Annotated in this window: 27 protein-coding genes, 1 tRNA gene and 1 pseudogene; 23 read left to right on the plus strand and 6 right to left on the minus strand. The window is 41.0% G+C overall.

Annotated features, from left to right (window positions below; all coding sequences use genetic code 11):
* Window positions 1-297 (minus strand): hypothetical protein, encoded by a 297-nt coding sequence (locus tag HMPREF9064_RS03730; protein WP_006718658.1) that lies wholly within the window; start codon window positions 295-297, stop codon window positions 1-3.
* Window positions 298-317: 20 nt separating this feature from the next.
* Entirely contained in the window at window positions 318-518 is a 201-nt protein-coding gene (locus HMPREF9064_RS0109495) for a helix-turn-helix domain-containing protein (protein WP_032997910.1), read from the minus strand.
* 120 nt (window positions 519-638) lie between these two features.
* On the opposite strand from HMPREF9064_RS0109495, the gene HMPREF9064_RS0109500 reads away from it, so the two are divergent.
* Genes HMPREF9064_RS0109500 through HMPREF9064_RS03715 form a run of 4 tightly spaced genes read left to right on the plus strand, consistent with a single transcriptional unit; the run spans window position 639 to window position 3,310 of the window.
* Complete coding sequence (locus tag HMPREF9064_RS0109500; protein WP_006718662.1) at window positions 639-1,331, plus strand: S24 family peptidase; 693 nt, start codon at window positions 639-641, stop codon at window positions 1,329-1,331.
* Between the two features lie 45 nt (window positions 1,332-1,376).
* The gene (locus HMPREF9064_RS03725) at window positions 1,377-2,429 is read left to right on the plus strand and encodes a sensor histidine kinase (protein ID WP_006718663.1); all 1,053 of its coding nucleotides are present in this window, start codon (window positions 1,377-1,379) and stop codon (window positions 2,427-2,429) included.
* A complete protein-coding gene (locus tag HMPREF9064_RS03720; RefSeq protein WP_006718664.1) occupies window positions 2,422-2,790 on the plus strand; it encodes an STAS-like domain-containing protein in 369 nt (122 codons plus the stop codon). The genes HMPREF9064_RS03725 and HMPREF9064_RS03720 overlap by 8 nt, the downstream gene beginning before the upstream one ends.
* Before the next feature lie 31 nt (window positions 2,791-2,821).
* Entirely contained in the window at window positions 2,822-3,310 is a 489-nt protein-coding gene (locus tag HMPREF9064_RS03715) for a hypothetical protein (RefSeq protein ID WP_155811790.1), read from the plus strand.
* 359 nt (window positions 3,311-3,669) lie between these two features.
* On the opposite strand, the gene HMPREF9064_RS03710 is transcribed toward HMPREF9064_RS03715, so the two are convergent.
* Complete coding sequence (locus tag HMPREF9064_RS03710) at window positions 3,670-4,194, minus strand: hypothetical protein (RefSeq protein WP_006718666.1); 525 nt, start codon at window positions 4,192-4,194, stop codon at window positions 3,670-3,672.
* Between the two features lie 323 nt (window positions 4,195-4,517).
* Here HMPREF9064_RS03710 and HMPREF9064_RS03705 point away from each other — a divergent pair.
* Together HMPREF9064_RS03705 and HMPREF9064_RS03700 are read left to right on the plus strand one after the other, a co-directional pair.
* Window positions 4,518-4,594: transfer RNA gene (locus tag HMPREF9064_RS03705), tRNA-Lys, on the plus strand.
* 105 nt (window positions 4,595-4,699) lie between these two features.
* Window positions 4,700-5,167 (plus strand): hypothetical protein, encoded by a 468-nt coding sequence (locus HMPREF9064_RS03700; protein WP_032997911.1) that lies wholly within the window; start codon window positions 4,700-4,702, stop codon window positions 5,165-5,167.
* 618 nt (window positions 5,168-5,785) lie between these two features.
* On the opposite strand, the gene HMPREF9064_RS03695 is transcribed toward HMPREF9064_RS03700, so the two are convergent.
* Complete coding sequence (locus HMPREF9064_RS03695; protein WP_032997912.1) at window positions 5,786-6,118, minus strand: hypothetical protein; 333 nt, start codon at window positions 6,116-6,118, stop codon at window positions 5,786-5,788.
* An 88-nt stretch (window positions 6,119-6,206) separates the two neighbouring features.
* Between HMPREF9064_RS03695 and HMPREF9064_RS09805 the strand changes: the two are divergent.
* From HMPREF9064_RS09805 to tilS, 13 genes and pseudogenes are all read left to right on the plus strand, one after another.
* Window positions 6,207-6,380, plus strand: a pseudogene (locus tag HMPREF9064_RS09805) (P22AR C-terminal domain-containing protein); the annotation flags it as partial.
* 91 nt (window positions 6,381-6,471) lie between these two features.
* Complete coding sequence (locus HMPREF9064_RS09690; protein ID WP_006718670.1) at window positions 6,472-6,840, plus strand: hypothetical protein; 369 nt, start codon at window positions 6,472-6,474, stop codon at window positions 6,838-6,840.
* Window positions 6,833-7,120: a hypothetical protein gene (locus tag HMPREF9064_RS03690; RefSeq protein WP_006718671.1), complete on the plus strand. Its 288-nt coding sequence runs from the start codon at window positions 6,833-6,835 to the stop codon at window positions 7,118-7,120. The genes HMPREF9064_RS09690 and HMPREF9064_RS03690 overlap by 8 nt, the downstream gene beginning before the upstream one ends.
* On the plus strand, window positions 7,107-7,271 hold the full coding sequence (locus HMPREF9064_RS09980; RefSeq protein ID WP_006718672.1) for a hypothetical protein: 165 nt from the start codon (window positions 7,107-7,109) through the stop codon (window positions 7,269-7,271). The genes HMPREF9064_RS03690 and HMPREF9064_RS09980 overlap by 14 nt, the downstream gene beginning before the upstream one ends.
* A 2-nt stretch (window positions 7,272-7,273) precedes the next feature.
* Window positions 7,274-8,191 (plus strand): hypothetical protein, encoded by a 918-nt coding sequence (locus HMPREF9064_RS03685; protein ID WP_032997913.1) that lies wholly within the window; start codon window positions 7,274-7,276, stop codon window positions 8,189-8,191.
* A gap of 12 nt (window positions 8,192-8,203) precedes the next feature.
* Window positions 8,204-9,085, plus strand: a complete 882-nt coding sequence (bet, locus tag HMPREF9064_RS03680) for a phage recombination protein Bet (RefSeq protein WP_006718674.1) — start codon at window positions 8,204-8,206, stop codon at window positions 9,083-9,085.
* Window positions 9,082-9,741, plus strand: a complete 660-nt coding sequence (locus HMPREF9064_RS03675) for a YqaJ viral recombinase family protein (protein WP_006718675.1) — start codon at window positions 9,082-9,084, stop codon at window positions 9,739-9,741. The genes bet and HMPREF9064_RS03675 overlap by 4 nt, the downstream gene beginning before the upstream one ends.
* Window positions 9,742-9,914: 173 nt before the next feature.
* Window positions 9,915-10,349 carry a GNAT family N-acetyltransferase gene (locus HMPREF9064_RS03670; RefSeq protein ID WP_006718677.1) on the plus strand — a complete coding sequence of 145 codons (435 nt, stop codon included), beginning with the start codon at window positions 9,915-9,917 and terminating at the stop codon, window positions 10,347-10,349.
* 197 nt (window positions 10,350-10,546) lie between these two features.
* The gene (locus tag HMPREF9064_RS03665) at window positions 10,547-10,759 is read left to right on the plus strand and encodes a hypothetical protein (protein ID WP_006718681.1); all 213 of its coding nucleotides are present in this window, start codon (window positions 10,547-10,549) and stop codon (window positions 10,757-10,759) included.
* Window positions 10,760-10,764: 5 nt separating this feature from the next.
* Window positions 10,765-10,944, plus strand: a complete 180-nt coding sequence (locus tag HMPREF9064_RS03660) for a helix-turn-helix transcriptional regulator (protein ID WP_006718684.1) — start codon at window positions 10,765-10,767, stop codon at window positions 10,942-10,944.
* Between the two features lie 693 nt (window positions 10,945-11,637).
* Window positions 11,638-12,591 (plus strand): acetyl-CoA carboxylase carboxyl transferase subunit alpha, encoded by a 954-nt coding sequence (accA, locus tag HMPREF9064_RS03655; RefSeq protein WP_006718686.1) that lies wholly within the window; start codon window positions 11,638-11,640, stop codon window positions 12,589-12,591.
* Between the two features lie 71 nt (window positions 12,592-12,662).
* A complete protein-coding gene (pdxY, locus tag HMPREF9064_RS03650; RefSeq protein ID WP_006718688.1) occupies window positions 12,663-13,520 on the plus strand; it encodes a pyridoxal kinase PdxY in 858 nt (285 codons plus the stop codon).
* A 44-nt stretch (window positions 13,521-13,564) separates the two neighbouring features.
* Window positions 13,565-14,875: a tRNA lysidine(34) synthetase TilS gene (gene tilS, locus HMPREF9064_RS03645; protein ID WP_006718690.1), complete on the plus strand. Its 1,311-nt coding sequence runs from the start codon at window positions 13,565-13,567 to the stop codon at window positions 14,873-14,875.
* 52 nt (window positions 14,876-14,927) lie between these two features.
* Here tilS and HMPREF9064_RS03640 read toward each other — a convergent pair whose 3' ends face one another.
* Entirely contained in the window at window positions 14,928-16,259 is a 1,332-nt protein-coding gene (locus HMPREF9064_RS03640; RefSeq protein ID WP_006718692.1) for an NCS2 family permease, read from the minus strand.
* Window positions 16,260-16,531: 272 nt separating this feature from the next.
* Between HMPREF9064_RS03640 and galE the strand changes: the two genes are divergently transcribed.
* The 4 genes from galE (at window position 16,532) to adk (ending at window position 19,985) form a co-directional block, all read left to right on the plus strand.
* Window positions 16,532-17,548, plus strand: coding sequence for a UDP-glucose 4-epimerase GalE (gene galE / locus HMPREF9064_RS03635; RefSeq protein ID WP_006718694.1), 1,017 nt, complete (start codon window positions 16,532-16,534; stop codon window positions 17,546-17,548).
* 5 nt (window positions 17,549-17,553) lie between these two features.
* Window positions 17,554-17,895, plus strand: a complete 342-nt coding sequence (gene hypA / locus HMPREF9064_RS03630; protein ID WP_006718696.1) for a hydrogenase maturation nickel metallochaperone HypA — start codon at window positions 17,554-17,556, stop codon at window positions 17,893-17,895.
* 18 nt (window positions 17,896-17,913) lie between these two features.
* Window positions 17,914-19,209: an MFS transporter gene (locus tag HMPREF9064_RS03625; protein WP_032997914.1), complete on the plus strand. Its 1,296-nt coding sequence runs from the start codon at window positions 17,914-17,916 to the stop codon at window positions 19,207-19,209.
* A 131-nt stretch (window positions 19,210-19,340) separates the two neighbouring features.
* Window positions 19,341-19,985 (plus strand): adenylate kinase, encoded by a 645-nt coding sequence (gene adk, locus HMPREF9064_RS03620; protein ID WP_006718702.1) that lies wholly within the window; start codon window positions 19,341-19,343, stop codon window positions 19,983-19,985.
* 81 nt (window positions 19,986-20,066) lie between these two features.
* Here the strand turns inward: adk and HMPREF9064_RS03615 are convergent, their stop codons facing one another.
* Complete coding sequence (locus HMPREF9064_RS03615) at window positions 20,067-21,413, minus strand: YadA family autotransporter adhesin (RefSeq protein WP_197712330.1); 1,347 nt, start codon at window positions 21,411-21,413, stop codon at window positions 20,067-20,069.
* Window positions 21,414-21,571: the final 158 nt, after the last annotated feature.

The raw sequence follows: 21,571 nt of genomic DNA on the forward strand, positions 1-21,571 counted from the left end.
TTATTTGCCCAAATATTTCTCGCGCAACCGGTCGTCAAAGCCTTTTGCCGCCAATAAAAGCAGTTCCAACTCTGATTTCTCAATTGCTACGTGAGAATTCACATCGAAAACATCAAACCCGTTTGCCGCAATAAAATTAAACGCCTGATTAGCGTCTTCATTGCTGACAAAACGGCTCAACGTGGACGGCGAACATTCCATTTCGTCCGCGATCTCGCATTGTTTCTGTTTCCAGTATTTGTTCATAACCCGATCTGAAAGTGCTTTTGCGGATCGGGTGAGTTTATTGCGTGCCATTGCGCTTGCCTGTTGTTAGATTAATTCCATACATCGGGACGTAATTCAGCTTTCTTTACGGCTTTTTCGGTGACAGCCTCAATTTTTCTAGCCAAATAAATAGGCGTTTTTGCTTCGCCTGTTTCAATTTGTCTTAAAAAAGATTTTGAAATACCAATTTTTCTTGCAAAGTCAGCTTTAAATCCGCGGGGGCGATCAGCTAAGTAGTTTTTAAGTTCCATTTCACCTCCGATATTAAAAACTAAATATAGTTTAGCATTACCTAAATACAAAAGTAAATAAAGTTTATTTTTTGCTAGTTTAGCTATTGCTAAATATCATTAACAGAATGGGAGGGATGTATGAATCTAGATAAAAATGCGATCACAAAAGTACGGAGAGAAAATCTAAAGAAATGGTTTTCAGATAAGACCGTACCTGAAAAAGATAGAAGTTTTGTTTCTCAATTGATAAGCGGAAAAACTCCATCATTTGGGGAAAAGGCTGCAAGAAGATTGGAAAATGAAAATAATATGCCTCCGTTCTACTTAGATACTCCCCAGTCAACTGAAAGCATAACATCAAACGTAAAAGAAGTAGGCGCGTTTGACTTATGGGATCGCAACACACCACTAAATAGCGATGAATACGCAGTTCCGTTTTATCAAGATATTAGACTTGCTGCTGGAAATGGCTTTGCTGATGATATTGCCGACTATAACAACTTCAAATTGCGTTTTTCCAAAGCAACACTACGTAAACAAGGCGTACAGTACGAAAATGCGGTATGTGTGATTGCTGATGGAAATTCAATGGAGCCTGTAATCCCTGATGGAACTACTGTAGGCATTGATATGGGAAATAAAGTGATTCGAGACGGCAAAATCTATGCCATCAATCATGGTGGGTTATTGCGAATCAAACTGCTCTACAATATGCCAAACAATCAAATAAAAATCCGTAGCTATAACACTGACGAGTACGACGACGAAATAGCCAGTCTTGATGATGTTTCCGTGATTGGCAAGGTGTTTTGGTACTCGGTGTTGTTGTAGTGAGCATAGAAGTTATTTGTAAATACTCAATAAAGTCTAATAAAAATGAACAAAAAAAAGAATAATAATTCCCCAATAAAGTTTAGGGCACCCTACAAATCAGGAAAATATCATATATTCCCAACACCAAACATACTTAATATATATAATGAAGAATCCTATGAAAGCACAGTAAGATACATTAACTCACTAGACAGTATAATAAAGAATAAGTATAAAAATGTAATCATTAGCTTTGTTGATTGTGAATACATTAAAGCAGCAGCAATGATGATTTTTTATGCAAAAATAGAAACTATCCTAAAAAAATCCGATGTAAATATATCTATAAAAATGAGCCTAAACAATGAAATTAATAAGTTTATAAAACAAGTAGGTTTAATTTTTTTATGTGCCAATAGATGCTCAGAAAATGATATTAGAAAAACAAAAGATGGCTATCCAATTATTAATGGAAATGAGGGTGAGTTCAGAGATGATATTATTGATTTTATAAAAAATGAAATATATCAAGGAGTGCTAACTGACGAAGAAGAATACACTCTTAGTGACGCAATCCAAGAAGCGATGAGCAATGTTTATCGTCATGCCTACCCCAAACATACCCCCAGCAATCAAAGACCTTGGTGGTGGATGTGTACAGTTGTAGATGATCAATTATTTCTTCTATTGTACGATAAGGGGCAAGGAATTCCCTCTACTTTTACCAAAGGCAATAAGTTATTTGACAAAATTGATTGGGATAGTAGCGACGTAAAATCTGTAATAACGCCGACACTAAAACAATATAAATTACCAGAATCTACCAATATAGCAGAACTAATCAAAAATACTAAAGTCTCAGACTCTATTATAATAAGTCTAGCAATGTCTGATGACATAACAAGAATGACTGGAAATGACAAATATAAACACGGTCAAGGTAGTAAAAGTATAAAAAAACTTGTTTCTGACAATAAAAATGGTAAGTTATGGGTGTACAGTAATAGAGGATTACTTTTCTATCAAGATGATAGAACATTGCCTGAACTGTACAATATGAGAAATTCAATTGAAGGCACTTTAGTGCAATGGAACATAAGGATAAAAAATGATTAAAACCATTACCATAGTCAATGATTTTTCCCAAAGTCCTTATGGGCGTAACGAAGACGATGTAACTCCTGAAGAATACAAAAATACAGGGAAAGCATTTAGAGAAACGCTGTTAGCTCCCGCTTTAAGAGATAAAAGCAATGATAAAGTAATCGTCGTCCTTACTGGATATAACCGATATGGTCGTTCATTTTTAGATGAAGCATTCGGAGGATTAATTAGAAAAGATGGATTTACCTATCAAGAACTTCTAAAACGCTTGGAATACAAACATGATACTGTAAAAAGTATAGTCAACTTGATTAGTGAACGCCTTGTTAAAGCGGCCAAAGATTTGGGACAGCTTCCAGATGAAGATATTTAAGGCTAAGCATATCATATCAATAGTGCTTATAATGGCAGTTATTGTTCAATTGACAATATATTTTGGTAAATTACTAGATTTAAAAGATAGCATTACTGTATTCACATCATCTATTGTTACTGCCGCCGGTTGGTATTGGGCGGCACATTTAAATCATAGAACATTTGAGAGAAGTGAATTTATAAAAAACAAGGATAAATTAACTAATCTTGTCGATTCTTGTTTTGACAAACTTGATGAATTATTCTCTAAAAGAGAAACTACACCGGAAGACATAGAGATTTTTATAACAGAAAAGACAACTGAAATAGAAAATAAAGCATCCCAACTGTCTAGAGTATTTAAATCTGAAATTATTTTCCTTACCACAGACACTCTAACAAAGATGAAAAGCTACCCGTTAGATTTATTTGAGAATAATAATACGTTCCATGAGAAAAAATCTAAATTACAAAAATTTAGAACTGATGTTCTTGAAGAAATAGATCAAAATTATGAAGAGTGGTTAAAGAAATTATAATTTTTATTTAACCTCCATGACCGCCCTCGAGGCGGTTTTCTTTTGCCCATCTACCACCAAACTCCCCTCATGTAAATCTATATAGATCTGATTTAGATCTAAATAGACCTAAAACACCGCACTTTTCTACCACACTTTTAAAAGCCCTACTTCTCCACTTTCTTTTTTTGTGATCTAGGTCACAAATTCAAAAATTAATCAAAAATAAATTCATTTAGAAATCAAGATTTTACTAAATAAAAGCAAAAATAAACTAAATTTTACTAAACAAACCCTTTACTAATTATTTAGTATTTGCTAAATTATAGCCATCAAAACGAGATGCACAATCTCGACGCTCTTTAAAAATTTGAAACAGGTTAGTGATGGGAATTCATGCTCTTATCGAGCTCAGCAAGAACAACATTGCGAATAAGTGGATTTAACTCATATTTATCATTAGTCCAGCCGTACGAAATAAGTTCTTTTGACAAGAGTTTTTCAATGGCTAGCTGAGTTCTGTTATCTGGGAAAATAATTCGCTCATTAAGGCAGGACATTGCAAGAACATGTTGCTCTTCTGTTGATAAATTATGAAGTAGATTGATTAATCTAGCTTGCTCTGAATTAGTTTTTAATGATTCACGCAGTTTTGAAATAATTGATTTGGTCGATTTAGAAATAAGAATCCAAATCATCGTAGAAACCAACGCAAATATCAAAGAACCAAAATTGGCAAGAGTGAACCAATCAGGAAAGAATGCCGGTGTTTTAGCGTTGAGATACAACGTTAATTCGGGCGGAATGAACGTAAAGCCAACAAACAAGAAAACGAAGAACATAGTCATGTGATTAAAAACTACCTTGGTAAGTATGGTATTAAGTAACTTGGCGTACTCTTCCATGATGTTCCTCTGATTAAATTGTAGTCGCAGAGAGCATTATATTCCTCGTTGTAGTCGCATACAAGAGGGCTTGAGCCTTACAAGCATAAAGAAAGGCGCTCATCATTAACCTGTTTCGAGTTTTAGACAATTTGATCTCATGCGGGATATAAATTATCGGCTGATTTAAGTCGAGTAACCCCCAAGCAGAAAACTGTGTCGCGTGTTTAACCGAAAAGAGGTGGTTGGTGAATCAAGGGCAGCGCTGTTTATATCTTTAAGCAATCCTTCGAGGATATGAGGATGGTCGGGGAAACGGCAAACAAGCCCACGGACCAGTTAATGTCGCAGTAGTTACAACCGATAGAACGGCGGACTTTTAATCCGTGCGATGGTGGTTTGAATCCACCCTGCGACACCAATTCAAAGCGCATTCTACACAGACCGATCTAATGAGTGCGCACGGTGAAGGGAATGTTCTTGAGTGCGCTTTGAAATGGCAAACATAAAATAAATGAGGTTAAAAATGGAATATGTAACGATTTCCAAATCTGAACATGATTTCTTGGTTACCCAAGCCAAGCGAATGAAATTTATTAGCGGTTACAGACCGACACTGATGGAAGAAACGGACACTGGAGAATACTCAATTACTGTAAGCACCATGGGAATTATTGACACGCTACGATACAGCAAAGGTATTGAGTGCATCGATCTTGCGATTAAAGATATTCGAGAAATGCAGCAAGTATTTTGGATTTTTGAACCTACGGAAATCTACGCTGGGCGCACGATTGAAGAAATCCTTAATGAATTTTTTAGCGAAGAAGATCGAAAAGAAATTTTGAAAGACAATCTTTACGGCCCGGTTGATTTAAACGAAAAATTCCCAGTCAAGGAAGATATAGGAAGTATCGCAGTAGAAAAGACTATCAAAGAACTACTTGATGAAATGGTGGTTTTTCCTGACGTGGTACTAAGTTCTTATTCATAATTTTAATGGCTCTTGTGTTTGCTAATTTCAACGGGAAATTAGCAGGTTGCCGAAAAGGCGTAACGTTTAATAAAAAAGCGACTTGCTGTTAAAGATTTAGAGGGTTCGATTCCCTCCGAGAGCTAACCAATTTTTTAAACATCAACAACGGAGTAAAAAAACATGAAAACTATCGCAATTTTATTAATGACGATAATTATGATGGCTGGATGTACGCCAATCCAGCAAATGACGTTTGATTTAAACGGCGAAAGATACACATACAACTGCGTAACATACACTTATCAATCTTGGTCTAGCGTAATGCCTGTGATGTACTCCGATTTTAATCCAATATCATTACACGTGAAAAAATTGTGTCACGGCAATTAATATTAATCTTTATCGGTCTTAACAGGGGTTGTTAAGAGGGTCGCGCTGATTTAGTCACAGCGGACACCGCTCAAGACGAGCTTACTTAATTGGGATGACTACCCGCACTTTTGTTTACTGTCTTAGCCGAGCATGAAGGCTTAAAACTTATGCAGTTTTCATAACTTGGTTCCTTAGGTTTGCCCGCTGAAATATGCGGGCTTTTTTAACTCCCTTAAGGAGGGCGTAATGAAACTCAAAGAATGCTTAATCTTTTTGCTTGCGATCAACCTTAACCCGCTCGGATTGTGGCTTAATAGCCTTGTAGTTAATAATTTTATCAACCAACAAGACCATAATATCCAAAATGATGAAAAACACTTGCCAAGTACAAGTTGCAACAGTCAAAAGGAACACGTAAAACAGTACGTAATCAGGTAATGCTGGAAGCGGATGGGTGAGCAAATAATCTATCACCCTTTCCGGCATAGTTAGCCAACACAGAATAAATGATAAGAACCAAGTACAGATACGCAAAATAACCTCGTCAAAATGAGATTTGAGGACAGAAAAAATGGAAGAAAGTAACGCTTCCCACATATTAAAGCTCCTTTTTTGTTGTGGATAATGACTGGACATCGTTATTTTAAACAACATTAAGGGAGCTTCAAAATGTGATATTGACACCGCCTCCGTTTATGGCGTGGCTTACGAATATCGCAGTACTCTCCGTCAGGCGCATAACGTATTGACACGCATTACAGAGCAATTTGAATGCGAGCAAGGTAATAACTGGCGCGTCCTAAAATATCTTAGAGCTTACGACCCTAAAGCAACGGGTTTTCAGCTAGACATCCTATAAAACACCGCAAAATCCGACCGCACTTTTGAAAAATCGCGTGGCGGATTGTTACATCCAAAATTCAGCAAATTGATTAAAAAGGAAACAAAAAATGAAACAACAACGATTTACTACCGCACTTTTAAATCAACATCCAAGCCGAAAAAAACAAATCATCCAATGGCTTGATGAATACCTACACTGGATTGTTTGCGCAGTGATTACCGCTTGCGTTTGGGGAATTGCGCTAATTGGGCTATCCCTATCACGCCCTACCCTTACCGTTGATACTGACTACAACAATAACGCGGTAAGCGAGCAAATCTCCCTGGAGTGGGAGCGTAAGGCAAAGGCTGAATGGGCTTCAGAATTTGGCGATGCACCGCCGAATTTGAGCGCGGAAGCTCAAGAATATCTTGAGAAACAGACCGTCAGAAAACAAGCTGAGTTAAATCAAAGAAAGGGTAAAGAAAATGGGTGATATGGGTGAGGCATTCCGAGAGCTTACGAAAGCTCGAAAAGAAAAGAGAAAGTTTAATTTAAAAAGAAGCACACAACTATTGGAATGCTTAAATATTCCTTTCGTAAAACACAATGCAGGATTTCATCTTGTTGTTTCTTACAGTGGAAAGGTTGTGGATTTTTACCCGTCCACAGGGTTATGGGTAGATAGAGAGAATAAAAACATAAAACGCCGAGGTGTAAGAGGTTTATTGGTTTATATCGGAGCGGCGCAGGAAAAACGCAATGTCAAAAATTAGGCGTGGGTCGGTATGGGATTTTGATAATCCTGATGACTATTACGAGCAGTTTGAGGCGCAACTGCAGAGCGATGATTTTGATGATAACGCACAAGACATCGATGATGACGATTGCGAATATTGGAAAAGTGGTTGCTATGGGAGAGGATGAAAATGACAACCGAATTTAATTTAGTTTTAACAACCGAAAGTAAAGTGTTATCCACAAATATTGTGGAGTTTGAAAAACAAGCCGAGCAATTTCTTGCAACACTCACGAGCAAGTTTGAGACAGATGATGACTTTGCGGCCGCAAAAGAAGAAGTCAAAACTTTGAAAGAGGTTGAAGATAAAATCCGTGCAGCGATTAAGTCGGCACAAAGCGGTGAGATTGCGGCATTAATTACCTCCGCTGAAAACATTGCGGAGCGGTTTAGACAAGAGCGCTTGGCGCGCGATAAGCTGGTTAAATTAAAAGAATCAGAAATTAAGCAAAACATTATCGATGGCGCGCTTGATGAAATTTCGGAAATCCGTAGTAAGTACGAAAGTTCGGTCTCTCTTGCGCTTGAGCAAACTATGCCGAAATCAGCGATAACAAACCGCCTCGAAGAAGCGACAAAAAACAAAAGAACGCTCGATGGATTAGTTAAATCGGTTAATGCCGAAAAAACGTTAATTCTTGCCGAATTGGCGCAAGAATCCGCTCGAATTACAGAGCGCTTAAAAATGATTCCGATTGCCTACGAGCATTTATTTAGAGATGCACTGCAATTAGTTGCCGGCACGGACGACCTTGAGCCAATTATTGCGGAGCGAGTAAATGCCGAACAACAGCGTGAGGCAGAGTTAAAAGCAAAAGCCGAAGAAGATGCCAAAGCAAAAGCGGAATCGCAAGCCGTTGCGTCCGAAACAGAAACACAAAGTGCGGTAGAAAAAACACAAGAAAATTCGACCGCACTTTCTGACGAGCCGACATTTAATTTCGAGGTTCGTATTGCATTTACCGGCACGCAAGAACAAGCAATCGCCTTGGCTCGCAAAGTTAAAGTGCAATATGGCGATAACGTATCCCTAAGAAAAATGAATTAAAGGATAAATAAAATGACATTACCAGCAAACATTCAAACCGCTCTTAAAGAAAGAAATATCGATCTCGCTGTTTGGAGTACGTTACAAAATAGTGTATTTCCCGGTGCTAAAGATGAAAGCATTATTCTTGCGGTAGATTATTGTAAGGCTCGTAAGTTAGACATTCTGAAGAAGCCATGCCATATCGTACCAATGCAAGTAACCCTTTCCGGCGAGAAAGAAAGGGGATCCGATGGTAAGCTTTACGATAAAAAAATATGGCGTGATGTGATTATGCCGGGCATTTACGAGCAACGCATAACAGCTTTTCGCACAGGACAAATGGCAGGGCAAGATGAACCGGTTTTCGGTGAGACTATATCTTTCAAAGGAGTGGATGCTCCTGAGTGGTGTCGTGTTACTGTATATCGCTTTATTAACGGAGAGCGTTGCGCGTTTTCGCACACCGAGTATTTTAGCGAAGCCTGCGCGACAACCAAAGAAGGTAAGCTAAATTCAATGTGGAGCAAACGTCCGCGTGGTCAATTAGCCAAGTGCGCAGAAGCTGGAGCGTTACGAAAAGCGTTTCCTGATGAGCTTGGCGGGGTGATCACCGCCGAAGAAGTAAACGAAGATCAGGTTAATCATCAAGAAAATAAATTTTCGCCTGAAAACTCAAATATTATCAACGGACAAAGCATCGAATTGGTTACGGATGAGCAAATTGAACAGATTAAAAATCTGGTTGAAGTTACCAATTCTGACACAGTCGGTTTGTTAGCCGCCGCCGGTAATGCACCAAGTATTGAGCAAATTCATAAAATTTATGCCGAACGCATAATTAATAAACTGCTAGATAAGCTAAATAAGCAACAAGCCAAAGATGATAATTTGGGTAAGGACATCCCGCTATGATTGACGGTCTAATAACGCTTGATTGCGAACAAGGCTCGGAAGAATGGTTAAAAGCCCGTTTAGGTATCCCCACCGCAACGGGCTTTGAAAATATTGTGACGGCAACCGGTAAAAAATCAAGCGCGCAAATAAAGTATATGGCCGAGTTGATCGAAGAAAGCATTCTTGGCTTACAAGATGGCGCATTTAAATCTAAATTTATGGAGCGTGGAAATCAACTTGAGCCACTTGCTAGATCGGCTTATGAGTTTATTACCGGAAACACAGTTACTCAAGTTGGCGGCGTGTACTTAGATGACAAAAAAGAGGTAATGGTTAGCCCTGATGGGCTAATCCCCGAACTCAAAAAGGGCTTAGAGATTAAATGCCCGAAAATGAGTACGCATATTCGATACTTGTTAGAAGGCGGCGTTCCGTCCGAATACATTATCCAAGTGCAGGCTAATTTATGGGTAACTGGATACGAAACATGGGATTTCGTGAGTTATTGCCCGGAATATCAAAAGCAAACAATTTTTATTCATACGGCAGCTCGTGATGATGTATTAATGAAGGCTTTTGATAAACATATCCCTCAATTTTTAAAAACGCTGGCGGCGTATAAAAATGGCTCCTGTTCCAGTTGCAATCCAAATACACACGTGGGAGTTTATTAAATAGGTTGAGGTGAATAGAAGATTAGAGTGTAGGCAGGGTTTACCGCCAAATCATTAGTTGCGCTACCGGTATTTGAAATACAAGACGTATAAAGGCGATTAAATAGTTCAATAAAGCGCTTGTATAATATTATAATATTAAAAGTTATTAATGTATCTAAGGATAATTCATTATGTCTGTTAGTATTATTGAAATGTCTGAGCGAGACTTTGAAATATGTAATGAGGAATTGTCAAGCTTCAGATGGAGATATATCGACTTTCAACCATCAGGAAAACCATTACTATTCTCAATATACAGCGAACAACATTTAGTTGGGTATGTTCATATTATTCTTATGAAAAATGCACCTGACGAAGTAGCTGATGGAGAGCTTTATAAGATATTCATCTTTCCTAAATATCAGAAGAAAGGGTATGGGAAGAAAGCGGCTAAATTAGCGATAGATTGGATATATCAAAACTGTAATGAGCTGTATCTAGAAGTTGTAGATGATGTCATTGACTTTTGGGATAAGATTTTGGGCGGTTATTCAGAGCAGTACTCTATACGGCTGGAAGACCCAGCAACATCAAATACAACAAAATACATTTTCAGTAAAAATTAATGCACATGACTGACAATGACCGCCTTACGGGCGGTTTTTTATTGGAGCAAACATGAATGACTTATTTTTTTGGTACTGCGTGATTGTGTCTGCCGTTTTACAGTACGCCGAATGGCGAGCTAGGGCGGCGAGAATCAAACGCCAAGAGGAAGTATTTATTTTTAATTTGAAACTATGGCTATTGTTGAGGGGTGTAAATGTTTTTTAGAAACGAATTACAAGTAATGGACGGTAAACGCTACATCGTGCTTGAGTGTGAACTTAAGCGTGAATGGACTGTAGTACGAGAATCAAAGCACACGGTCACACAAGGCGAAGCATTAGAAATCTTCCAATATTGGATTAAATACAAGAATGTAAAACCCGAACAGTTAAAAGTAATTGAAGTGCCCGACATATTAAAAGGATAGATATAATGGAACAACAACCAGCATTATTAAGCAAAGCTCAAGTGATTGAAATTACCACCTTGAGCCACACAACAATTTGGCGTATGATGAAAAAAGGAACATTTCCAAAAAGCGTAAAAGCGTCTATGGGTCGTGTAGCATGGCGCAAATCTGACATCGATAATTGGCTAGACGAACGCACATAAAAGCACTTTCTTCTACTGACGGTAAAAATGACGGTAAAAATCAAATAGCATTATCTTTACTCCCTTCTATTTCAATATGTTATCTTCTGAGTTAATAATCGAGTGGGAATAACTTAGTAAAAAAGCCTTGAATTCTCAGGGCTTTTTTATTTCTATAATAATGCCTTTTTCAAGGATAGAAAAACAACTGATCCAACATCTGTCAGAATAAATATCGAAATTAACTAGAAATGAAACTTAGGATTGGGTGGTGAACTAAGCAGAATTGGTCTTAACAGTAAGCGGTATACTGCGTCGCATCCCTGCGGGTTTCTACCTAGTCCACCATTGACTGATGATGGTTTGTAGTTTGCGACATAAAACTGATACTAAAAGTGTTTATACCTTCAGCCCGCTTATTTCAGGAGACCAATCCTGACCTTCAGACATCTTATCTTGAAAGTGAATACATAATAAAATCGTTTTAGCTGATTGTCAATTGGAGCATAACTCGATATTTCAGTCATTTTTTTCATTCTTCCTTTATTCGACAAACACCATAAATTACTTTGATTACATAGCCTTAGCTGGTGTTACCAGATTAAAATTTATGACTTTTATGAAAAAAACACATAAAATATCCCGTCTGATTGCACCCACTCTAAAATCTTGTTAAAGTGCGGTACAAATTTTTCATAAAATTAGGAATTAAAAATGAGTCAAGAATACTTAGATTTTGAATTACCCATTGCCGAACTTGAAGCGAAAATCGAATCTTTACGCGCCATGGCAAACCAAGATAATGACATTAATCTTGATGATGAAATTGCTCGCTTACAGAAAAAAAGTATTGAATTAACCGAAAAAACTTTTGCAAATTTAGATGCGTGGCAAGTTTCTAAAATGTCCCGTCATCCGAATCGCCCTTATACTCTTGACTACATCGAACATATTTTCACCGAATTTGAAGAACTTGCCGGCGATCGTGCTTTTGCCGATGACAAAGCAATCATCGGTGGTTTAGCCCGTTTAGACGGCAGACCGGTCATGGTTATTGGTCACCAAAAAGGCCGTACCGTCAAAGATAAAGTAAAGCGCAACTTTGGTATGCCGGCACCGGAAGGCTACCGCAAAGCATTACGTCTCATGCAAATGGCGGAACGTTTCAAATTGCCTATCATCACCTTCATTGACACCCCGGGAGCTTACCCTGGTGTAGGCGCGGAAGAGCGCGGTCAGTCAGAAGCTATCGCACGTAACTTACGCGAAATGTCCCTCTTAAAAGTGCCGGTGATTTGTACCGTTATCGGTGAAGGCGGTTCCGGCGGTGCGTTGGCTATCGGCGTGGGTGATAAAGTCAACATGTTGCAATACTCCACCTACTCCGTTATTTCTCCGGAAGGTTGTGCGTCTATTTTGTGGAAAAGCGCCGATAAAGCCTCCACCGCAGCAGAAGTAATGGGTTTAACCGCCAATCGTTTAAAAGAACTTGGCTTGATTGACAACATCGTTCGTGAGCCGTTAGGTGGTGCACATCGTAATTACGCTGAAATGGCGAAAAACTTGAAAAAACGTTTACTTGAAGACTTAGCTGATTTAGACGTGTTAAATCAAGAAAATCTGTTGGATCGCCGTTATCAACGCTTAATGAGCTACGGTTACGCATAGAAAAGAAAAACAAATAAAAATCCCACCGCACTTTCCGGCGTAGTCAAAAGAGAAGAAAAGGAGAAAAGGCAATGAAACACGTACTTTCAATTCAATCTCATGTGGTTTATGGCTACGCCGGCAACAAGTCGGCAACCTTCCCAATGCAATTGCACGGTATTGACGTTTGGGCGTTAAATACCGTGCAATTTTCCAATCACACCCAATACGGCAAATGGACCGGCATTGTCATTCCGAAAGAACAAATCGGCGAAATTGTACGCGGCATTGATGAAATTGGTGCCTTGAAAAAATGTGATGCGGTGGTTTCCGGTTATTTAGGATCTGCCGAACAAATCGATGAAATCATCAACGCTGTTCATAAAATCAAAGCCATCAATCCTCATGCGCTTTATTTGTGCGATCCTGTGATGGGACACCCTGATAAAGGCTGTATCGTGGCAGACGGTGTACGTGAAGGTCTGATTAACATTGTTTCAGAAGCGGATATTATTACACCGAATTTGGTGGAACTCCGCGAATTAAGCGGACTACCGGTTGAAAACTTTGAACAGGCACTGGCTGCCGTACAAGCCATTTTGGCAAAAGGGCCGAAAAAAGTCTTGGTCAAACATTTAAGTAAAGTGGGAAAAGAAGCAACACAATTTGAAATGTTGCTGGCGACCGAACAAGGCATGTGGCACATTTCCCGTCCGTTGCATCCGTTTGATCGCGAACCGGTCGGCGTAGGTGATTTAACCGCCGGTTTATTCCTCGCCAACCTACTCAATGGCAAATCGGATGTAGAGGCGTTTGAACACATGGCAAACGCCGTCAATGATGTCATGCAAACGACGTTAGAACGGGGCGAATATGAATTACAAATCATTGCCGCTCGAGATCTCATCCTCCATCCGTGTAGCCACTATAAAGCACAAAAAATTGCATAACTCTCAACTTCCTCCCGTCCAACGGGAGGAAATTTTATCCGCCTATGCTTCTTGAACAATTTTCACAGCAAATCCACCAACTTGCGCCAAACCAAACTCAATTTCTTATCGGGTTCAGCGGTGGTTTGGATTCCACAGCACTGCTCGCTTTATTTGCAAAACTTCGTGAAAAACAACCGCACTTTCAGCTTCGCGCAATCCATATTCATCACGGATTAAGCGCCAATGCCGATGCTTGGTCAGCCCATTGTCAACAAATGTGTCGTCAATTCCATATTCCATTACAAATTCAACATGTTAACGTCAGCACAGAAAACGGCATTGAGGCAGGTGCCCGCCAAGCCCGTTATGAAGCCATTGCACAGCAAATTTTACCGACTGAATGGCTCGCCACGGCACATCATCAACAAGACCAAACGGAAACATTTTTCCTTGCCCTAAAACGCGGCAGTGGCGTGCAAGGCTTAGGCGCCATGCCGTCGAAAAGCAATGTTTACAGCGTGCCTATTTTTCGTCCCTTATTGAATTTTAGCCGCCAACAATTACTGGCGTTTGTACAACAGGAAGGGCTAAGTTGGATTGAAGATGAAAGTAATGAGGACAATCAATACGATCGCAATTTCCTGCGTAACATCGTGTTGCCTGAATTGCGCCAACGCTGGGCGCATTTTGATTCGGCAGTGCAACGTTCCGCGCAACATTGTTATGAACAACAGCAACTGCTTAATGAGCTGTTAGCGGAAGAATATCAAAAAAACATCGTAAAAAATGACCGCACTTTTCAGCTACAACATTTCGCCAGCTATTCCTCTGTGAAACAACGCGCCTTGTTACGCTTATGGTTGCAAGATTGGGGCGTTACCCTCCCCTCTCTCGTGCAATTAGAACAAATTATTTCGGATGTCATTTTCGCGAAAGACGATGCACAACCACAATTTCGCCTAGACAATAACATTGTCCGCCGCTATCAACACCGTTTATTTCTCACGCCAATATTTAACGATATTTCACAGGAATATGTTGAGGCAACATTTGATCACCCTATTTCCTTGCCGGATCATTTAGGCACGTTATTACTAAAAAAAACACGCGAAAAAATGACCGCACTTTGGCAGGATGAAAACGGCAACACAAATAAAGAAACCTTGGCTTTACCGTCAGAGGGAACGAAAGTTTGGATTCGATTTCGTTATTCGGGCAAAGTGAAATTAACCCCAAACGGCGTGAATAAAGACATTAAAAAAGTGTGGCAACAGTTGAATGTCGCCCCTTGGCAACGCCAACGCATTCCGCTCATCTTCTACGATGATAAGCTACAAAGTGCGGTCGGTTTTTTCACTGTTTTTCAAAATTAAGGCAAACAAAAAGGCGCATCAAAATGCGCCTTTGTTGTCTTTATTGGCTGAATTAAATCGCCCAACCGCAAGCGTAGAAAGCCACTAAAACAACGGCAATTACAACGGTGCCGATATTTAAGCGTTTGAAATCGCCACTCACCACACGGCCAATCACCAATGCAGCAAAGCCCAACATGATGCCGGTCACGATATTCGCCGTTAACACGATAAAGACCGCACAAATCAAGCCGCTCATAGCGCCAACGAAATCATCAAAATCCAATTTGCTGACGTTGCTTAGCATCAATAATCCCACGTACATTAACGCCGGTGCTGTCGCATAGTTCGGCACCAAGAAAGCTAATGGTTGGAAGAACAACATCAACAGGAACAATACGCCAACAACGATGGCGGTGATACCGGTTTTACCGCCGGCGGCAGTCCCTGCTGCGGATTCGATATACACGGCTGCCGGTGCCGTGCCGAAAATACCGGAGAATAAGCTACTTACGGAGTCGGACGTTAAGGCTTTACCGCCATTAATGATTTGACCGTCTTTGTCCAATAAATCCGCTTGCCCTGCTACTGCACGGATGGTACCCGTGGCATCAAATACCGCGGTCATCACTAACGCAAACACCACCGGTAAAATCGCCGGTTGTAATGCGCCCATGATGTCTAATTGCAAGAATAAAGACTCTTCGCCGAAACTTGGCATTTTGAAGACTTGGCCGTTAAAAGTGACATTTGGATCGAAAATTAAGCCGACCACAGTAATGGCGATAATCACCCATAAAATGCCGCCTTTCACTTGCATTTTTTCTAAACCGATAATTAACGCCAAACCAATTAATGACATCATCACCGGAAACGCAGTGAACTCGCCCAATTTTACCGGCAAGCCGGCTTGGTTACTCACCACAAGCCCAACGCCATTTGCAGCAATTAAAAGCAAGAATAAACCGATACCGATTCCCGCACCATGTGCAATACCCACTGGTAAGTTACGCAAAATCCAAGCGCGAATCCCTGTGGCAGAAATCAGGGTGAAGAAAACCCCCATTAAAAAGACCGCACCTAAGGCGACTGGGATGCTCACTTTTTGTCCGATAACCAAGCTAAATGCGGTAAATGCCGTTAAAGAAATAGCACAACCAATTGCCATTGGCGCATTCGCCCAAAAACCGATTAAAAGCGAGCCCAAGCCTGCTACTAAGCAAGTTGCAATAAAGACCGATTCCGCCGGAAAACCCGCCGCACTTAACATGTTCGGCACAACGATAACGGAATACACCATGGCAAGGAAAGTGGTTAAACCGGCAACAATTTCTTTGCGTACGGTAGAACCGCGTTTAGTCAACTCAAAGCGTTTTTCTAAAGCGGAAGATTGAGAAGATGACATGAAATTACCTTTTAATTTGTCGTTGAAAAAAGAGGGCGGTATTTTACCGCAATGCCAAAAGAAGTAAACGTTTGCGCAATAAATTGCTGAAAATATCCTGATTCTGTTTACACCGTTTAAACACTAAAAGGCCTCTAGTTTTAACAACATAGAAATCTCGACGAAAACAATTCCTTAAAAGGGAATAACTTATTAATAAAGCTCATTTTTTGATGAAACAATCGGTGCTATACTAGCGCCAAATTTATTTTATAAATTAAGGAGAAACCCCAATGACCATTTTAGTGACCGGCGGTGCCGGTTATATCGGCTCGCATACCGTCGTCGAACTATTAAACGCCGGCAAAGATGTGGTGGTATTAGACAATCTTTGCAATTCCTCACCAAAATCCTTAGAACGCGTGAAACAAATCACCGGCAAGAGTGTAAAATTTTATGAAGGCGATGTGTTAGATCGCGACTTGTTACAAAAAATCTTTGCTGAAAATCCGATTCATTCCGTCATTCATTTTGCCGGTTTAAAAGCCGTTGGCGAAAGCGTGCAAAAACCTGCCGAATACTATATGAACAACGTCACCGGCTCATTGGTTTTATTACAAGAAATGAAAAAAGCCGGCGTGTGGAATTTCGTTTTCAGTTCTTCCGCCACCGTTTACGGTGATCCTGAAATCATTCCGATTACCGAAAACTGCAAAGTGGGCGGCACCACCAATCCGTACGGCACCTCTAAATTTATGGTGGAACAAATCCTGCGCGACATCGCCAAAGCCGAACCGAAATTCAGCATGACTATTTTGCGCTATTTCAACCCGGTCGGTGCCCATGAAAGCGGTTTGATTGGTGAAGATCCGAATGGCATTCCAAACAATTTATTACCTTACATCAGCCAAGTGGCAATCGGAAAATTGCCTCAACTTTCCGTATTCGGTAGCGATTACGACACTCATGACGGCACCGGCGTGCGTGATTATATTCATGTGGTGGATTTGGCGATTGGCCACTTAAAAGCGTTGGATCGCCATCAAGACGATGCCGGATTGCACATTTATAATTTAGGCACCGGCGTAGGCTATTCTGTATTAGATATGGTAAAAGCCTTTGAACAAGCCAATGACATTCAAATTCCTTATAAATTAGTGGATCGTCGTCCGGGCGACATTGCCACTTGCTATTCTGATCCGAGCCTTGCCGCCAAAGAATTAGGCTGGAAAGCAGAACGTGGCTTAGCTCAAATGATGAAAGACACGTGGAATTGGCAAAAAAATAATCCAAAAGGCTATCGGGATTAAGCCTCATGCACGAACTCTCTTTGTGTCAAAACATCATTGAAATTGTTGAGCAGCAATGCAAACAACACAATGTCAATAAAGTCACCGACCTCTGGCTGGAGGTCGGAGCCCTTTCTTGCATTGAGCCGAGTGCGTTGGAATTTGGCTTTGAAATGGCAGCGCAAGGCACATCGGCGGAAAATTGTAAGCTTCATTTAATTTCTATTCCTGCCAAAGCTTGGTGTTGGGATTGCAAACAACTGGTCGAAATTCAAGCCAATAACAGCACGTGCCCCCATTGCGGCAGCGCGCATTTACAACGCCAAAGCGGCGATGAACTCCGCATTAAAGAAATTGCCGTTGAATAAAATTTCCCTGAAATCATGATGACAGAACAACCGATTAAGCCTTCTCTCGCCACTCAAATTTTCAGCCGCAATATGCTGATTTGTGTCTTTACCGGCTTCACCTCCGGCTTGCCGCTTTTCGTGCTGTTGCAGATGTTGCCGATTTGGTTGTCGGATAGCGGTATTAGTGTGCAAACCATCGGGGCTTTTACCTTAGTCACGCTGCCCTACACGCTCAAATTTTTGTGGGCGCCTTTATTGGATCGTTATTTTCCCCGATTTCTTGGTCGTCGTCGCAGTTGGCTTGCCATTTCCCAACTTTTGCTTCTGCTGAGTCTTTACCTGATCGGTTTATACAATCCGAAAGAACAAATGCAGATTGTCATTTTTCTGGCTACGTTCATCGCCTTTATGTCCGCCACCCAAGACATTGTGTTAGATGCCTATCGACGGGAAATTTTGCGCGATAACGAATTGGGTTTGGGCAATACCATTCACATTAATGCTTATCGCATTGCCGGTTTAATTCCGGGCGGACTGTCATTGTATCTCGCTACGTTTCTGCCATGGGAAACGGTGTTTTTATTGACCGCACTTTTCATGCTGTGCGGACTGTTTATGACCTTCTTTTTAAGTCGCGAGCCACAAATTCAAATTCATCAAAACAAGCAGCCGTTCTATCAAGCCTTTACCATTCCGCTACAAGAATTTTTCCAGCGTAAAGGGATTTATGCGGGGATTGGCTTTATTGCGTTTCTCTTTCTGTATAAATTCGGCGATGCCCTCGCTACCACATTACAAAGTAAATTCATCGTGGACATGGGCTTTAGCAAAACAGACATTGCCTTAGTGGTGAAAAGCACGGCGTTGTGGTCGAGCATTATTGCCGGCATGGCAGGCGGCATTGTGATGTTACGCCTCGGCATTAACCGCGCGCTTTGGGTCTTTGGTTTTATTCAACTGATTACTATCGGCGGCTTTATTTGGCTTTCCGGATTTGATTATTTCCACGTTGTTGATAACGCTGCGCGCTTAAAACTTGGCATTGTGATTTGTGGCGAATACATTGGCGTGGGGCTCGGCACAGCGGCGTTTGTAGCCTTTATGGCACGGGAAACCAACCCGCTTTACACCGCCACTCAACTGGCGTTATTTACCAGCCTTGCCGCCTTGCCTAGCAAAGGGCTCGGTGCACTTTCAGGCGAAATCGTTGCCGCAGTGGGTTACTACCATTTCTTCTGGATTTGCTTATTTTTAGCCATCCCGGGCATGCTCTGCTTATGCTGGGTCGCCCCGTGGAACGAAAAAGTCACTGCGCCGAATGCTGGCAATTGACATTTTTAGGGAATTAAGCAACCATACGCCACGATTAATAAAACATTTTCAAAACCGACCGCACTTTCTTCCCGAAATAGGAAAAGTGCGGTGGTTTTTTCAGTTATTTTTCATTTAAAAAAGAGGACAACATGAAAATTATTCTATTAGGCGCACCGGGCGCAGGAAAAGGCACACAAGCACAATTCATCATGAATAAATTTGCCATCCCGCAAATTTCCACGGGCGACATGTTACGCTCTGCGATCAAAGCCGGCACCGAATTAGGCAAACAAGCCAAAACCTTAATGGACGCCGGCCAATTAGTGCCGGATGATTTAATCATTTCCTTAGTGAAAGAACGCGTAGCCCAACCTGACTGCACCAAAGGTTTCTTACTTGACGGTTTCCCTCGTACGATTCCACAAGCTGACGCATTGAAATCTGCCGGCATTGCCATTGATTATGTACTAGAATTTGATGTGCCGGATGAAGTGATCGTAGAACGCATGAGCGGTCGTCGTGTACACCAACCTTCTGGCCGTTCTTATCACATCGTTTACAACCCACCGAAAGTGGAAGGCAAAGACGATGTGACCGGCGAAGATTTAATTATCCGTGCCGATGACAAACCGGAAACCGTGTTAGACCGCTTAAAAGTGTATCACAACACCACCAAACCATTAGTGGATTACTACCAAGCAGAAGCCAAAGCGGGCAACACCCAATATTTCCGCTTAGACGGCACGCAAAAAGTAGAAGATGTCAGCAAAGCATTAGACAAAATCTTAGCTTAATTCCTCATCGCAACAAAAAAGCCATTCTATTTCAGAATGGCTTTTTTATTATGCTCCGATTAACTCGGGATTAACGCTTTATTACCATTGGTAAAGCGCACCGGCACCCACACCGTAGTTACCACGACTGTTGGTAGAAACGCTGGCTTTAAACACCCAATTTTCATTAGGGGTAACACCGGACACACCAAGAGAAACCGCAGATTGACCACCATAGAAACCGGTACCCACGCCCACACCGATAGCACCGGCTTTGGTGGATTGAGGAACAGAAGCGTGAGCAATCGCACTCGCAACACCGCCTCTCAAGTCTTTATTTAAGAGGTTTACATTGCCACGCAATTCATTGATGGAATTGTTATTAGCGGCTAATTGAGTGTTAATCGCCGTAATATTATTCGCGTTAGTCTGAATGTTAGCTGTGTTAGCCGCAATATTAGCCGTATTAGCCGTAATCTTACCCGTGTTAGCAGCAATATTAGCTGTATTAGCCGTAATCTTACCCGTGTTAGCAGCAATATTAGCTGTATTAGTCGCAATATTACCCGTGTTAGTCGCAATATTGGTTTTGTTGGTTGCGATATCGGCTTTATTAGTTGCAATATCGGTTTTGTTTTTCTCAACTTTACCGTCTAAAGATTTCAATTGAGCCACGTTCACTGCATCAGTATCTTTTGTACCCGCAGCAACGCTGGTGATTTGACGGGTGATATTGTTGTCAACGTCACCAACAGAAACCGCAGCATGTGAAGCTTTCCAAGCTGTACTTGTCTCAGTTGTAGCAGCTTGAGTTGACGGATCATATCCTACAGCCTCTTTATTAACAGTTGCTTTAGAGTATGAACCTAATGCAACGCCATTTTCTACATCAGCGCCTGAATATGCACCGACAGATACAGCATAATTTTTAGTTGCTCCAGTATCCGGTATAGACGCTAAACCAATACTCACAGATCCAAAGCCTGTAGCCTTAGCATTTGAACCTACAGCAACAGAATAAGCGCCTGTTGCTTGGGTAGATACCCCAACCGCAGTTGTAGCTAGCCCTGTAGCATTAGCTTTATTCCCCAAAGCAGAAGCATTAGCGCCATCAGCTACTGCACCATAACCTAGTGCACTAGCGCCATTGCCTTTTGCCTCCGTGTCAGTACCAATAGCTGTCGCGCCACCAATGTTTTGAACTTTACTTGTAGTATCCTTATTAGCCTTAGCATTATCACCAACTGCAACATCTTTTGATACACCGGCTTCCGCATTTTTACCAATAGCAATGGAATCGTCTGATTTTGCCCCATCATTATTGTAGTTGCCTTGTGTTGCAGGAGCCCCAGGAGCAACACTAATAAAGTGTTCCGGTGCTGCCGCGTTGGCAAGCGTAGAGACACCAAATGCAGAAAGGAGCACAACGGCTACCGTGGATAATTTCATGCTTGTATTTTTGTATAAATTATTGACATTTTTCATAATAGGCACCCTAAAATAAAAATACATTGTTTACCATCACAAGTGATGAAGAATACAGCCCTGTATTCTTCCTAAAAGTCTAGCACAAAAAAAAATCACCATCACTCCATTTGATTCCTTTA

This window comes from Aggregatibacter segnis ATCC 33393 (assembly GCF_000185305.1).
GTDB lineage: Bacteria > Pseudomonadota > Gammaproteobacteria > Enterobacterales > Pasteurellaceae > Aggregatibacter > Aggregatibacter segnis.